Origin of the sequence: Streptomyces plumbidurans (assembly GCF_019857225.1) — a bacterium.
GTDB lineage: Bacteria > Actinomycetota > Actinomycetes > Streptomycetales > Streptomycetaceae > Streptomyces > Streptomyces plumbidurans.
The window spans coordinates 1-14,208 of the sequence record NZ_JAFJSY010000001.1; the positions used below are offsets into that span (position 1 = coordinate 1).

Genomic DNA, 14,208 nt, shown 5'->3' on the forward strand with positions numbered 1-14,208 from the left:
GTGCCGTTCGCGGCGTGCGCGGCGGTGGCGTTCAGGGCGCCCGCGGTGGCCCGGCGCTCCGGGCCGTGCGGGCGCAGCAGGCCGGGGGCCATGCCGACGAGCCAGGACCACACGCCCGCCGCGGCGGCCAGGGCGAGATGGCCCGGGACCTGCCCGAGGGTCTGCGGCGCGAACAGGGAGGCCGAGGTGATGAAGGTCAGCACGACATTGCCGGGCGGTCCGACACGGGTCGCGTCGCACAGCGCCTTGTGCAGCGCGGCCAGCAGGGCGCCGACGGTGACAAGGACGACCGCGTTGCCGGTCAGCGAGGCGGTGACCAGGCAGACCCCGAGACCGCCGACCATGGCGAGGATCACCCGGGCCAGGACCCGGCCCCGGGCGCCGTAGGGGCGGTTGTGGGCGTAGAGCGCGCACAGGGAACCGGCCATCGTGTACATCGCCAGATCGAGCCGGCCGAGTGCCAGCAGCGTCAGGTTGGGCGGGGCGACCGAGGCGACCACGCTCAGCGCGGGCTTGAACCAGATGTCCACGGGCCGGCCGAGACGCAGGACGCCGGTCAGGGGGAGGCGGCGGGGGCGTGGGGCGGTGGTGGCGGCGGCGGAGGTAGAGGCGGAGGTCGCTGGGGTCATGTGACATAACATTAACGGGTGTTTTACTCGTAATGAATTACCAGGCATCTACCCCTGCTACTCACCGCCCGTGCTCCCTCGAATGCTCCCCGTGTACTCCCGTGCGCTCGTATGCGCGCCGCGCCGCGTGGGCAATCACCGACTGTCGACTCCGGCGACTTCGTCGTCGATTCCGTCGAGCGGGGAGGCGCGTGTGCACGGACCGGCTTCGCCCGGCTGGCTGCTGGTCGCGCTGTGCGCCGCGACCGGCGCCTACTGTCTGCTGCGGATGCGCAGCAGCGTCGTCGAACAGCGCAGGTCGGCCGGCGGTGAGGCGCTGATGGGCTTCGGCATGGCCGCGATGGCCGTACCGGCGGCCGTGTTCAGCCCACCGGCCTGGACTTGGCCCCTGTACGCGGCGGTGTTCGGCGCCGCCGCACTGCGCGCCCTGTGGGCGGCACGGACGAACGCGCACCATCTGCACCATCTGGTGGGCGCCTCGGCCATGGTCTACATGGCGGTCGTGATGGCCGCGTCCCCCGGGCATCACGCCGGGCACGGCATGACGTCCGGGGTGCCACTGGTGACCGGGGTGCTCCTGCTCTACTTCATGGGTTACGTGCTGCTGTCGGGCGTACGGCTCATACCGGCACCGGTAACGGTGGCCGCGGGCGGCGGGCCCCTCGGCTGGGGCGACCGGCCGGAGCTGGCGAAGGCGTGCCGGCTGTCGATGGGGATCGCGATGGTGGCGATGCTGATCACACTGTGAACTGATCACGCGGGGCTTCTCGCGGGACCGTTGCCTGCGTCACTTTGCCGTGGCGGACCGTGTCCGGGGCGGGCGTCCACTCATAGGGTGATCGCCATGATGGTTGCCGCGGCACTGCTGCTGCTCGGCGGGCTGACCGCCGTCGGCGCCCCTCGGCTGCTCGCCCTGGCCGACTGGCCGGACCGCGAACCGGTGGTCGCGCTGTGGGTGTGGCAGTGCGTGGTGGCAGCCGTTCTGCTGTGCTGTGCGCTGTCGATGACGCTCAGCGCCGCGGCCGCCTGGCAGGCGGTGCGCGGCCATGTGTTCGCCGGGGCGCCGCACGGGGTCGTGGACGCCTACGCGCTCGGCGCCACCGGGCCCTGGGCCGCGGCGACCGCCGTGACGCTCGCCTGCGCCGGGGTGTGGAGCGGGGCCATGCTGGTGCGTGAGGTCGTGGGAGCGCGGGCGCGCCGTCGGCGGCGCCAAGCCGAACTCCTGCTCCGTGCACCGCTGTTGCCCGGCGAGGAGCCCGCGAAGGGCCGGCTCGTCGTGCTGGAGGGTGAGCGGCCCGACGCCTGGTGGCTGCCCGGTACGGCGCCTCAACTCGTCGTCACCACCGCCGCGCTGCGCCGTCTGGAGGGCCGGAAGCTGGACGCCGTACTCGCGCACGAGCAGGGCCATGCGCAGGCCCGGCACGACTGGCTGCTGCACTGCTCGGACGCGTTGGCGGGCGGGTTTCCGCAGGTGCCGGTGTTCGCGGCGTTCCGCGACGAGATGCACCGGCTGGTGGAACTCGCCGCCGACGACATGGCCTCGCGCCGTCACGGCCGGCTGACGACCGCCCTCGCACTCGTTGAACTCAACGAGGACAAGGGCGTGTTCGGACCCGCCCCCACAGCGCAGGCGCATGTGCCGCAGCGGGTGCACCGGCTGCTCAGCGCGCCCGACCGGCTCCCGCCGGTACGGCGGCTGGGGTTGACGGCGACCGCCGCGCTGGCACCCGTGGTGCCGGTCCTGGTGACGCTCGTACCCGGACTGCGGGCGCTCGGATAGCAGCGGATCACGCGGACATTCGCCTCGCACCCCACCGGTCGGCGACGATCGGTACATGCGCCACCCGCCCATCGAGTCCCCGCCCCGCCCACCGGACCTGCGCACCATCGCTCGTGTCGCCGCCGCGCTCGTGGTGTGCTCCGCGCTGCTGCTGACTCTCGTCGCGGTCCGGTGGCACCCGCTGACAGGCGCCGACGGTGACCTCGCCCGCACCACCCATCGCTGGGCCCTCGACGAACCCGGCCTCACCCATGTGTTCCGCGTCCTGACGGACTGGGTCTGGGACCCCTGGACGATGCGGCTGGTGTGCGCGGTCGCCGTGGGCTGGGTGGTGTGGCGGCGGTCGGACTGGTGGACGGCGCTGTGGCTGGCGATCACCGTGGCGGTCGGCAATCTGCTGCAACAAGGGCTCAAGGCCGCCGTCGACCGCCCGCGCCCCGTCTGGCGCGACCCAGTCGACTCGGCCCACTACGCCGCCTACCCCTCCGGGCACGCGATGACCGCCACGATCGTCTGCGGCCTGCTGCTGTGGCTGCTGCACCGCCGACGCCCCGGCCGCGCGGTGTGGCGTACGGCGCTGACGGTGGCGCTGATCTCCGTGCTCGGGGTGGGTCTCACGCGCGTGTGGCTGGGCGTGCACTGGCCCTCCGACGTGCTGGGCGGCTGGCTCCTGGGCGCGACGGTCGTGGCATCGGCGGCGCTGATCCACCGGCGCCGGCAGCCGTGAGCGCGTCCACGCCGGGCGGCGAAGCTCCGACGCTCCTCCCTCCCGCACCTTCCGGCCGCCGGTGGGCCGCCACGTAAGATCCACACATGACCGCTGTCCTGTTCGACTTCTCCGGCACCCTGTTCCGCATCGAGTCCACCGAGTCCTGGCTGCGCGCGGTGCTGGACGAGGCCGGGATCACGCTCCCGGAACCGGAGTTGAATCAGACGGCGAAGGCCCTGCATATGGCGGGGGCGCTGCCCGGCGGGGCGCCGCCGGAGCAACTGCCCGCGGAATTCGCCGAGATGTGGGCGATCCGGGACCAGAGCTCCGAGCTGCACCGGGCCGCCTACACCGCGGTCGCCCGGCAAGTACCGCTCCCCGAACCCGCGTTGTACGACGCGCTGTACGACCGGCACATGACGCCGGCCGCGTGGTCCGCCTACCCCGACGCCCCCGAGGTGCTGCGCGCGCTGCGCGAGCGCGGGATCGGTGTCGGCGTGGTGAGCAACATCGGCTGGGATCTGCGCCCGGTCTTCCGCGAGCACGGCCTCGACCGGTACGTGGACGCGTACGTCCTGTCGTACGAGCACGGCGTCCAGAAGCCCGACGCACGGCTGTTCACGGTCGCCTGCGAGGCGCTCGGAGCCGAGCCCCGGCAGACCCTGATGGTCGGGGACGACCGGCGGGCGGACGGCGGCGCCTCGGCGCTCGGGTGCCGGGTGCACTTCGTGGACCACCTGCCGGCCGACGAGCGACCGGACGGGCTGCGTGCCGTGCTGGACCTGGTGAACTGACCCGAGGCCGGCCCCAGCCTTAGCCCTGATACCCCTCGACCTGCGAGGACGGTCGCACGCGCGCCTCGTCCGGGTTCGCCCCGAACTCGGTCTTCGCGCGCCGCTGCCGCAACAGGTCCCAACACCGGTCGAGTTCGCGTTCCAGCCGGTCGAGCCGCTGCCGTTCCGTCTCGCTGTCGATCTCTCCCGCGGCGACGGATGCGCGGAGCTTGCGCTCGTCCTCGACCATCTCCGTGATCCTGCTCAGGATCTGCTGGTCCTGTTCCATGTCGCAGGCCTCCTCCGCTCGGCGCACGTGCCCTCTTCTGGAACAGCCAAGGCCATTTCAGGGACAGCCAAGGCCATTTCAGGGACAGCCAAGGCCATTTCAGGGACGGCCAAGCCCACTTTAGGGACGGCCGGATCGTTGTGCGACGGGAGTGCGCAGACCGGAAAAGTAGCCTCAGGACACTATCCGAGGGGATAAAACCGTCCGCCTGAGACGATCCCCCGCGTCGCCCCAGACGGACGGCAGCCCTGACCAGCCCCTACGTGGTTCCGATCGGGACCCTGCTGAGTATAGTTGGCTGGCAGCCAGTCAACGCAGGAGTTACAGCATGTCCCCGCGCAGCGCCTCGGTCAATGAAGAGTTGCGGAGACGTTCCCGGGAGCGGCTCCTGCAAGCGGCCGTCGAGCTGGTCGATGAGCACGGGTACGAGGCGACGACTCTCGGCGCCATCGCGGACCGGGCCGGCTCCGCGCGCGGGCTGGTGTCCTACTACTTCCCCGGCAAGCGGCAGCTCGTGCAGTCCGCGGTGCACCGGCTGATGCACCGCACGCTGGAGGAGGCGGTGGAGCGGGACCCGCGCAGCGAGGACGGCCGGGAGCGGATGGCCCGCGCCATCGACGCGATCCTGAACCTGGGCCGGGACCGGCCCGTCCTGATGCGGCAGCACATGGCCGGGCTGCTGCAGGCGGAGGGCTTCGTACAGTGCCCGGAGCAGAAGCGCCTGGCCGAGCTGCTGCGGGACGTCGTCACCCGGCAGGGGTCGCAGAACGTCGACGAGGACTATCCGATGCTGCGCTCCCTGCTGATGGGCGCGGTCTACGCGATGGTGCTGCCGAACGTCCCGATGCCGATCACCACCCTGCGGGCCGAGCTGTTCAAGCGCTACCGCCTCGACTGGGACATGGGCGTCCCACCGGACAGCGCCCCGGCGACCGGCGAGAGCGGCAAGTCCGACCTGTCACGCTTCTTCGCCACGGGCGAGGGGCGGGGTGAGGGGACGGAATCGACGGAGCAGACGGAACCGGAGAAGCGGGCGCCCGACGCGCAGTAACCACACTCCCCACCCACGCCCTCTTACCATCCGGGCCACCCGCCCCCCTCACCATCCGGACCGCCCGTCGCCCCTCCCCCTTCAGCACCGCGCATGACGAGGCGTCAAAAACCCCGAATCGCGAGCCTGCGAGATGAGGCGCAGGGACTTGCGGCGTCCGTGTCCGGTCGCGCACATCACCGCGAGGACCGGGTCGGCACCCTCCTGCTGGGCCGCACGGTATTCCTGTGCCACACGTCGGCGACCCTCGATGCCGAGGGGCCAGGCGGGTCGGGCCCGCCGCGAGAGTGCGGGTGTGCGATACGCACCGGCCACACCTGCCGCACCGGCGAGCCCGCACGCCTCGAAGAGCGGTTCCTCGATCCACTCGGTGAGCTCCGCGAGGTCGTCCAGGGACAGCGCGGGCTGCGCCCGTACCTCCTCCAGCGCGACACGTCCGTCACACACCACCGCGAGCAGGTCGATCCGGGCGCCGTCGCCGAACCCCAGCCCGACGGTGAACCACGACGTGGTGCGCTCGTCCTCCCGCACTTCCCACGCGGGCCATACGGACACCGTGCCATCCGTCGGACAACGATCAGAAAGATTAAGAAAGGATGCTTCTAGCACACGCGATACGTAACCACTTGATCACATGCCGCGATAACGGACACGCACGGCCAGGCCGCGCCTGCACCCTGTCAGCGCAGCAGCGCCGGCAGGCGCCGTAGCGGAATCGGATGCCGTCGAGTGGGCAGGACACACAGCGGCAACGACCCGGAAATCAACAGACTGTTCAACGCCCGTACGGTCCCATGCTGTTCGGACGTCCCCTCCCCCGCCGCTCAGGAGTGCCCATGTCCACGACCGCCCCCGTCCATCCGGTCGACGAGGTCCCGCCCGTACGGCAGTTGGCCGCCTTCGGGCTGCAACATGTGCTCGCGATGTATGCCGGCGCGGTCGCGGTGCCGCTGATCGTGGGCGGTGCGATGAAGCTGTCGCCCGCGGACCTGGCGTATCTGATCACCGCCGATCTGCTGGTGTGCGGTATCGCGACGCTCATCCAGTGCGTGGGGTTCTGGCGGTTCGGCGTACGACTGCCGATCATGCAGGGCTGTACGTTCGCCGCGGTGTCGCCGATGGTGCTCATCGGGACGACGGGCGGCGGACTGCCCGCGATCTACGGCTCGGTGATCGTCTCGGGGCTGGCGATCATGCTGCTGGCACCGGTCTTCGGGAAGCTGCTGCGCTTCTTCCCGCCGCTGGTCACCGGCACCGTCATCCTGATCATCGGGGTCTCGCTGCTGCCGGTCGCGGGCAACTGGGCGGCGGGCGGGGCCGGTTCGAAGGACTTCGGCGAGCCGAAGAACCTGGCCCTTGCCGCCTTCGTCCTGGTGGTGGTGCTGGTCGTGCAGCGGTTCGCGCCGGCGTTCCTGAGCCGGATCGCCGTACTGATCGGCATCGCGGTGGGGCTCGCGGTCGCGGTGCCCTTCGACTTCACGGACTTCGGCGGGGTCGGTGATGCCGACTGGCTGGGGATCAGCACGCCGTTCCACTTCGGTGCGCCGAGCTTCGAGGCCTCGGCGATCGTGTCGATGCTGGTGGTGGCGCTGGTGACGATGACCGAGACCACCGGCGACCTGATCGCGGTCGGCGAGATGACCGGGCGGCAGGTCGAGCCGCGCCCGCTGGCCGACGGGCTGCGCGCCGACGGACTGTCGACCGTGCTGGGCGGCGTGTTCAACACCTTCCCGTACACGGCGTTCGCGCAGAACGTCGGCCTCGTCGGGATGACACGGGTGCGCAGCCGCTGGGTGGTGGCCGCCGCGGGCGGCATCCTCGTCGTGCTCGGGCTGCTGCCGAAGCTGGGCGCGGTGGTGGCGGCGATACCCGCGCCCGTGCTGGGCGGTGCGGGTCTGGTGATGTTCGGGACAGTGGCCGCGAGCGGGCTGCGGACCCTGGCCCGGGTGGACTTCAGGGACAACCACAACCTCACGGTCGTCGCGGTGTCGGTGGCCGTGGGGATGCTGCCGGTCGGGGTGCCGACGGTGTACGCGAAGTTCCCGGACTGGTTCCAGACGGTGATGAACAGCGGTATCAGCGCGGGCTGCCTGACGGCGATCGTGCTGAACCTGCTCTTCAACCACCGTGCCTTGAAAGCGACTTCAGCCGCCGAGCCGGGTGGCCTGCCGAGCGGCGGCGGCGAGCAGGGCGTCCAGGAGCCCCGGGAAGAGATCGTCTAGGTCGTCCCGGCGCAGGCCGTTCATCTTGGCCGTGCCCCGGTAGCACTGACGGATCACGCCCGCCTCGCGCAGCACCCGGAAGTGGTGCGTGCTCGTGGACTTGGTCACCGGCAGGACGAACTGCGAGCAGGTGAGCTCGGTGCGGTCGGCGGCGAGCTCACGCACGATCTGCAGCCGCATCGGGTCGGAGAGCGCGTGCAGCACGGCTTCCAGCCGGATGTCCTCGCGCACGGGGTGCGGCAGGTCCCGGCTGCTGGCGGCGGGGGCGGCGGTACTCACTCGGTCATTGTACGAGAGCCATCGTAGTTTGACATCCGACGTACTACGATGCCTATCGTACGAACTGTCCCGCAGTCCCGTGAGAACGGAGCAGCTCCCCATGAGCGCCCTCTTCCAGCCCTTCACCCTGCGCGAAGTGACCATCCCGAACCGGGTCTGGATGGCCCCGATGTGCCAGTACTCGGCCGAGCCCGAGGGGCCCGGGACCGGCACTCCGAACGACTGGCACTTCACGCATCTCGCGGCCCGCGCGGCCGGTGGCACGGGTCTGATCCTGACCGAGGCCACGGCCGTGTCGCCCGAGGGCCGGATCTCCCCGTACGACCTGGGCATCTGGAACGACACCCAGGTCGAGGCGTTCCGCCGGATCACCCGCTTCCTCGTCTCGCAGGGCACGGTGCCCGGCATTCAGCTGGCCCACGCCGGCCGCAAGGCCTCGACCGACCGCACCTGGACGGGCGGGGCGCCGCTCGGGCCGGACGCCGGCGGCTGGCAGCCGCTCGCGCCGAGCGCGGTCGCGTTCGACGAGCGGCATGCGGTGCCGACGGAGTTGACGGTCGATCAGATCGGGGAGATCGTCGGCCAGTTCGCGGACGCCGCGCGTCGCGCCCTCGCGGCAGGCTTCGAGGTCGCCGAGGTGCACGGCGCCCACGGGTATCTGATCAACCAGTTCCTCTCGCCGCATTCCAACCACCGCACCGACGCCTACGGCGGCTCGTACGAGAACCGCATCCGCTTCGCGCTCGAAGTCGTGGACGCCGTACGGGAGGTGTGGCCGGACGACAAGCCGCTGTTCTTCCGCATCTCGGCGACCGAGTGGCTGGAGGAGGGCGGCTGGACGGCCGACGACACGGTCCGCTTCGCCGCCGACCTCCAGGCGCACGGCATCGACCTGCTCGACCTCTCCACCGGCGGCAACGCCTCCGGCGTGCGCATCCCGGTCGGGCCGGGCTACCAAGTGCCGTTCGCGGCGCGGGTGAAGGCGGAGACGACGCTGCCGGTCGCGGCCGTGGGCCTGATCACCGAGACCGAGCAGGCCGAGAAGATCGTCGTCAACGGCGACGCGGACGCGGTGCTCCTGGGCCGCGAACTCCTGCGCAACCCCTCGTGGGCCCGCCACGCGGCCCGCGAACTCGGCGCGGACGTGCATGTTCCGGAGCAGTACCACCGGTCGGTGTAGCCGCCCGACCGGTGCACCGGTCTCCAGGGGCCGCCGTCCGCTGCGGACGGCGGCCCTCGACGTGCCGCCATGTCACGACTTGGGCACATACCCTTCACCAACTGCCCACATCTGCGCATCATGCACGTCTGCACCAACGCACAGGGGGCCCTATGCACGACGACGACCTGCTCAGATTCCACAACGGCGACACGCTCCACAACATCCCCGTCGTCCGGGAAGAGCAGCCACGCACATCGCCGTGGCGGACCGTGGGGATGGTGGCCGGTATGGCGGCTCTCGTGGGCAGTGCGGTCGGTCTGTCCTTCGGCCTCGGCGACCGCCACCACCCCGCGCAGACCGTGGCGGCCGCCAACACCTCGCCGCCGGCGTCCGCCACCACGACACCGTCGGCCCAGCCGGTCGTGACCGCCACGGCCACCGTGCAGGCTCCCACCCGGACGCAGACGGTGTACGCCGCACCCACCGACGTCGACGGCACGACCGCCGAGTCCGTGGTCGAGCAGTACTACGCCGCCGTCAACGCGCAGGACTACGCGTCCGCCTGGGCACTCGGCGGCAAGAACCTCAGCCCCTCCTACGACGCCTTCGTCGACGGCTACGCCGACACGACGTACACGCAGGCACAGGTCACCTCGACGGACGGGGAGACCGTGTACGTGCGCCTAGACGCCCTGCGCGACGACGGCAGCACCGCCGTCTACACCGGCAGTTACACCGTCGACACCGGCCGGGACGAGATCAGCCACGGCAACCTGGCCCAGGTCGACTGAGGAACCGGGCCCGGCGGTCGGCCGGTTCAGCGCCCGATCCTCCCGGTGACCTCCCGCTGGAAGTCCCCGTACGCCGCACGCAGGGCCGCACCCGGCCAGTGGGCGGGGAGGAGTTCGGGCGGCAGCACGGGATCGGCCAGCAGATGGCGTACGACCGCGGCGAAGGCGGTGAACCGGTCGGCCGGGCGGTGCGCCTCGGCGACATGGGCCAGCAGACCGCGGGCCGTCGCGGCCCAGGCGTCCAACGGCCAGAGCTGAGCGGCCAGTTCCCGCCCCGGCCGGTCGGGTCGTGTGGTGTACACCTGCGCCACCTGGTCCAGCTCGTCCGGGAGGGCGCGCCTGAGGTTGTCCGGGCGCAGCCACACCCCTTCGCGGAGTTCGGCCAGCCGCAGGGTGCTCAACCGGCCGCGCAGCTCGGCGCGTTCGGCGGGGCCCCGCCCCGTCGCGGTGATCACCACCATCTCCCAGTCGCCACGCCACGCGCGCGTGCGCGCCTCCACCGCTTCGTCCTGGCGGCGCTGGCGCTCCAGCAGACGGTCGCTGAGCCCGTAGACGGCATCGGTGCGCCGCAGGTCACCGGCGGCCACCATCCGGCTGAGCGCGGCACGCAGCGTGGAACCGCCGACGCCGAAGGGCTCCACCGCGCGGACGAGCTCCTTGACCGGCAGCTCCGGCGGATGGGTGCCGAGCAGCAGGCTCAGCACGACCGACCGCGCGGACAGCGGCGGCAGATCGGCCTGGACCGGCTGCGGTGACACGTTCATGGTCACGTACCTTACGTGCGCGTTCTTGTTGCATCATTGCTACGACCGCAGAAAAGGTGCAACATGGCTGCATGGCCTCGACACCCTCCACCGCGCAGCCCCGGCAGCCGTACGCCACGCACGACGTCACCAACCAGCCCCCGGACCTGGCGCCCTACGACGCCGCCGAGGACACCGCCCTGCTGGAAGGCCTGCGCCGCGAGGGCGCCGAGTGGGCCGAGGAGGGCATCCGGCGGCTGGGGCTGCGGGCGGGCAGCGCCGAGGCGCAGGAGTGGGCCGAGCTGGCCAATGTGCACGAGCCCGTGCTGCGTACCCACGACCGGTACGGCAACCGCATCGACGAGGTCGACTTCCATCCGAGCTGGCACCACCTGATGCGGGCCGCGGTCGCCGAGGGCCTGGCCGGCGCGCCGTGGGCGGACGAGCGGCCCGGCGCGCATGTCGCCCGCACCGCGGGCGGACTGGTGTGGGGGCACACCGACGCCGGGCACGGCTGCCCGACCTCGATGACCTACGCGGCCGTGCCCGCCCTGCGCGCCCAGCCCGACCTCGCGAAGATCTACGAGCCGCTGCTGACCTCGCGGGAGTACGACCCGGAGCTGCGGGTGCCGACCGAGAAGCCCGGTCTGCTCGCCGGCATGGGGATGACCGAGAAGCAGGGCGGCTCCGACGTCCGTACGAACACGACCACGGCGTGGCCGACCGCCGAGCCCGGCATGTACCAGCTGCGCGGGCACAAGTGGTTCACCTCGGCGCCGATGTGCGACGTGTTTTTGGTGCTGGCGCAGGCACCGGAGGGGCTGTCGTGCTTCCTGGTGCCGCGGATTCTGCCCGACGGCAGCCGCAACACCTTCCGCATCCAGCGGCTCAAGGACAAGCTGGGCAACCGGTCCAACGCTTCGTCGGAGCCGGAGTTCGACGGCACTCTGGCGTGGCTGGTCGGGCCCGAGGGGCGGGGTGTGAAGACCATCATCGAGATGGTCAACTGCACCCGGCTCGACTGCGTGATGATGTCGGCCACGCTGATGCGCAAGACGCTCGTCGAGGCGGGGCACCATGTGCGTCACCGCAGCGCGTTCGGCGCGCGGCTGATCGACCAGCCCCTGATGCGCAACGTCCTGGCCGACCTCGCTCTGGAGTCGGAGGCCGCGACGACCCTCACGCTGCGGCTGGCGGGCGCGGCGGACCGGGCGGTGCGCGGGGACGCCGCTGAGAGCGCGTTCCGGCGGATCGCGACCGCCGTCGGCAAGTACTGGGTGACCAAGCGGGGCACGGCCTTCACCGCGGAGGCCCTGGAGTGCCTCGGCGGCAACGGCTATGTGGAGGAGTCGGGCATGCCCCGGCACTACCGCGAGGCTCCTCTGCTGTCCATCTGGGAGGGCTCCGGGAACGTCAACGCCTTGGACGTGCTACGGGCGTTGAAGCGGGAGCCGGCCACCGCGCAGGCGCTGTTCGACGAACTCGCCCTGGCGCGTGGGGCGGACGCCCGGCTGGACGCCGCCGTGCAGCGGCTGGAGGGTCAGCTCGCGGCCGGCTCGGAGTCCGGCGCGCGCCGCCTGGTGGAGCAGATGGCCCTCACCCTGCAGGCCTCCCTCCTGGTCCGGCACGCCCCGGCCGCCGTCGCCGACGCCTTCTGCGCCACCCGGCTGGGCGGCGACTGGGGACACGCCTTCGGCACGCTGCCGGACACGGCCGATCTGGACGCCGTACTGAACCGCGCCCTGCCGGACGGGAGTTGAGCCGGACGTCGGGGAGTTGAGCCGGACGTCGAAGGTCAGTGACGCGTGCGCCGCGTGTTGTGCGGCGGCCACGACATCGTGAGTTCGCCGCCCTCGGGCAGTGCGTGCCAGCGCGCGGCGAACGCGTCCAGGCGTAGCAGGATCCGCTCGACGAGCTGCGGCTCACCGAGGTCCGGCGCCCGCGACGCGAACCACTCGGGAAGCTCCGGGCTCAGCCCCGCGCGCAACCGCCACAGCGGATCGCACAGGCAGGCCAGGGTCTCGGAGCGGGCCATGTCGGCGCGCTCGGCGCCGCTCGGCCGGTGCTTCGCCTCACGCCGCGCCTGACGCCTTCGGACCGCGGGATCGGCCGGCCACAGGATGGTGCTGCGACCGGCCGCGAGCCTGCCGAACACACCGCCGGACAGCCCCGCCTCGGCCTCGACGAGGAAGTGCACCGCGTCATGGGGCAGCCAGTCGTCGTAGCCCGGCCCGTGCCGCGGCGCCAGTTCCGGCCCGTGTTCGCGCACGACGCTGATCCGGTAGCGGCGCCCCGGCACCTTGGTGAACGTCACATGCATGGCCGAAACGTAGCTCCGGCTGCGCAGAGATCCCAGCGAATTACCGCTCGTGAGGGGAGCGGCCCCCGGTGCAACCGCTCGGTGAACCAGGGGCGAATTCTGGCTTCTCTCATGGTCGGAAGCCGGACAGGATGGCGGTCGCGGTCCTGTGGCGCGCCTAGGATCACAGGCGCCGCCTCGTTCGTACGACCCCGGGAGGACCGGCATGCCCGAAGCCGCAGTCGGCACCGCAGCCGGCACCGGCCCCGCAGCGCCCCCGCCCCGTCCGGCACGGCGGCGCACCCTGCTGCTCACCGGCGGTGCGCTGGCCGTGGCGGCAGCGGTGGTGGCCGCGGCGCTGGCGGCCGGCGGCTCCGACGGCCGTCGCACGGCGCGCGCCTCCGACGGCCTGCGGCACACCACCGTCGAGATCACCTCCGCCGCCTGCGGCCGTGGCTGGACGCACCCCGCCGCCGGAAAGCAGGTCTTCGACCTGCACAACACGTCGAGCGTGGCGGCCGAGGTCTATCTCACCGACCCGGCGTCGGGCGCGGTCCACGGCGAGGTCGAAGGGCTGGCGCCGGGCACCACACGCCCGCTCCGGGTGACCCTCGGCAACGGCAGCTACGCCTTCAAGTGCGTGTCCGACGACGCCGACGCCGTCACCGGCCCCACCGTGCGTGTCACCGGCGGGAAGGCGAAGGGCGGTCCGGCCGCGGTGCCGGTGACCCAGCAGGACCTGATCCCGCCCACCCTCGCCTACCAGAAGTGGATCGGGGCCCGCACGGTCGAACTGGCCGAGAAGACGGACACGTTGCGTGACGCGATCGACCGCGGCGATCTCACGGCCGCCCGCAAGGACTGGCTCACCGCACACCTGGTGTACGAGCGGATGGGCGCGGCCTACGGCACCTTCGGCGACGCGGACCCGGCGATCAACGGCACCACGGCGGGCCTGGCCGGCGGCGTGCACGACAAGGACTTCGCCGGGTTCCACCGGGTGGAGTACGGGCTGTGGCACGGCGAGTCGGCGAGCGCTCTGCGCGGCCCGGCAGCCCGGCTCGCGGGGGCCGTGCACGATCTGCGCGACGGCTGGCCGGACCAGCGGATGGATCCGGCCGACGTGGGCCTGCGCGCGCACGAGATCCTGGAGAACACCGTGCAGTTCGAGCTGACCGGCCGTACCGACTACGGCAGCGGCACCAACCTCGCCACCGCCCGCGCCAACCTGGACGGCACCGCCGAACTGCTCGGGCGGCTGCGGCCGCTGCTGAAGACCCGCGCCGTCGGCCTGTCGGGCATCGACACCTGGATGGCCCGCACCGAGCGCACGCTCGACGGCTTCGACCACGACGGCCACTGGACGCCGCTGGACCGGCTGACCCGCGCCCAGCGGGAGAAGGTCGACGCGGACCTGGGCGAGCTGGTCGAGCGGCTCGCCGACGTGGCCGCCCTCACGGACGTACGGAGGACCGCGTGAA

15 protein-coding genes and 1 pseudogene are annotated in these 14,208 nt (G+C 71.9%); 10 read left to right on the forward strand and 6 right to left on the reverse strand.

Features of this window, described 5'->3' with window-relative positions:
• Positions 1-629: pseudogene (locus tag JYK17_RS00005) on the reverse strand (FUSC family protein); the annotation flags it as partial.
• 193 nt (positions 630-822) lie between these two features.
• Here JYK17_RS00005 and JYK17_RS00010 point away from each other — a divergent pair.
• The 4 genes from JYK17_RS00010 to JYK17_RS00025 all read left to right on the forward strand — a co-directional run bounded on the left by JYK17_RS00010 (position 823) and on the right by JYK17_RS00025 (position 3,912).
• Entirely contained in the window at positions 823-1,377 is a 555-nt protein-coding gene (locus JYK17_RS00010) for a DUF5134 domain-containing protein (RefSeq protein ID WP_222809497.1), read from the forward strand.
• 96 nt (positions 1,378-1,473) lie between these two features.
• Positions 1,474-2,409 carry a M56 family metallopeptidase gene (locus JYK17_RS00015; RefSeq protein ID WP_128803888.1) on the forward strand — a complete coding sequence of 312 codons (936 nt, stop codon included), beginning with the start codon at positions 1,474-1,476 and terminating at the stop codon, positions 2,407-2,409.
• A 55-nt stretch (positions 2,410-2,464) separates the two neighbouring features.
• A complete protein-coding gene (locus JYK17_RS00020; protein ID WP_222809498.1) occupies positions 2,465-3,136 on the forward strand; it encodes a phosphatase PAP2 family protein in 672 nt (223 codons plus the stop codon).
• Between the two features lie 86 nt (positions 3,137-3,222).
• Positions 3,223-3,912 carry an HAD family hydrolase gene (locus tag JYK17_RS00025; RefSeq protein WP_222809499.1) on the forward strand — a complete coding sequence of 230 codons (690 nt, stop codon included), beginning with the start codon at positions 3,223-3,225 and terminating at the stop codon, positions 3,910-3,912.
• Between the two features lie 19 nt (positions 3,913-3,931).
• Here JYK17_RS00025 and JYK17_RS00030 read toward each other — a convergent pair whose 3' ends face one another.
• Positions 3,932-4,180, reverse strand: coding sequence for a DUF2630 family protein (locus JYK17_RS00030; protein ID WP_108009416.1), 249 nt, complete (start codon positions 4,178-4,180; stop codon positions 3,932-3,934).
• 328 nt (positions 4,181-4,508) lie between these two features.
• On the opposite strand from JYK17_RS00030, the gene JYK17_RS00035 reads away from it, so the two are divergent.
• Positions 4,509-5,231, forward strand: a complete 723-nt coding sequence (locus JYK17_RS00035) for a TetR/AcrR family transcriptional regulator (RefSeq protein WP_108009418.1) — start codon at positions 4,509-4,511, stop codon at positions 5,229-5,231.
• An 81-nt stretch (positions 5,232-5,312) separates the two neighbouring features.
• Here the strand turns inward: JYK17_RS00035 and JYK17_RS00040 are convergent, their stop codons facing one another.
• A complete protein-coding gene (locus JYK17_RS00040; RefSeq protein WP_108009420.1) occupies positions 5,313-5,786 on the reverse strand; it encodes a DUF6214 family protein in 474 nt (157 codons plus the stop codon).
• Positions 5,787-6,067: 281 nt separating this feature from the next.
• On the opposite strand from JYK17_RS00040, the gene JYK17_RS00045 reads away from it, so the two are divergent.
• The gene (locus JYK17_RS00045; RefSeq protein WP_222809500.1) at positions 6,068-7,453 is read left to right on the forward strand and encodes a nucleobase:cation symporter-2 family protein; all 1,386 of its coding nucleotides are present in this window, start codon (positions 6,068-6,070) and stop codon (positions 7,451-7,453) included.
• On the opposite strand, the gene JYK17_RS00050 is transcribed toward JYK17_RS00045, so the two are convergent.
• Entirely contained in the window at positions 7,376-7,732 is a 357-nt protein-coding gene (locus JYK17_RS00050; RefSeq protein ID WP_108009423.1) for an ArsR/SmtB family transcription factor, read from the reverse strand. The two genes, JYK17_RS00045 and JYK17_RS00050, sit on opposite strands and share 78 nt — an antisense overlap.
• Before the next feature lie 100 nt (positions 7,733-7,832).
• Between JYK17_RS00050 and JYK17_RS00055 the strand changes: the two genes are divergently transcribed.
• Both JYK17_RS00055 and JYK17_RS00060 read left to right on the forward strand, forming a co-directional pair.
• On the forward strand, positions 7,833-8,912 hold the full coding sequence (locus tag JYK17_RS00055; protein WP_108009425.1) for an NADH:flavin oxidoreductase/NADH oxidase: 1,080 nt from the start codon (positions 7,833-7,835) through the stop codon (positions 8,910-8,912).
• Positions 8,913-9,064: 152 nt separating this feature from the next.
• Positions 9,065-9,685, forward strand: a complete 621-nt coding sequence (locus tag JYK17_RS00060) for a hypothetical protein (protein ID WP_222809501.1) — start codon at positions 9,065-9,067, stop codon at positions 9,683-9,685.
• A 26-nt stretch (positions 9,686-9,711) separates the two neighbouring features.
• Here JYK17_RS00060 and JYK17_RS00065 read toward each other — a convergent pair whose 3' ends face one another.
• Complete coding sequence (locus JYK17_RS00065; protein ID WP_222809502.1) at positions 9,712-10,449, reverse strand: PaaX family transcriptional regulator C-terminal domain-containing protein; 738 nt, start codon at positions 10,447-10,449, stop codon at positions 9,712-9,714.
• A 71-nt stretch (positions 10,450-10,520) separates the two neighbouring features.
• Here JYK17_RS00065 and JYK17_RS00070 point away from each other — a divergent pair, with 71 nt between their 5' ends.
• A complete protein-coding gene (locus JYK17_RS00070) occupies positions 10,521-12,188 on the forward strand; it encodes a DNA alkylation response protein (protein WP_222809503.1) in 1,668 nt (555 codons plus the stop codon).
• Positions 12,189-12,223: 35 nt separating this feature from the next.
• Here the strand turns inward: JYK17_RS00070 and JYK17_RS00075 are convergent, their stop codons facing one another.
• Positions 12,224-12,748, reverse strand: coding sequence for a hypothetical protein (locus JYK17_RS00075; protein WP_108009433.1), 525 nt, complete (start codon positions 12,746-12,748; stop codon positions 12,224-12,226).
• Positions 12,749-12,953: 205 nt separating this feature from the next.
• On the opposite strand from JYK17_RS00075, the gene JYK17_RS00080 reads away from it, so the two are divergent.
• On the forward strand, positions 12,954-14,207 hold the full coding sequence (locus JYK17_RS00080; RefSeq protein WP_108009435.1) for an EfeM/EfeO family lipoprotein: 1,254 nt from the start codon (positions 12,954-12,956) through the stop codon (positions 14,205-14,207).
• The last annotated feature ends 1 nt before the right edge of the window (position 14,208 follow it).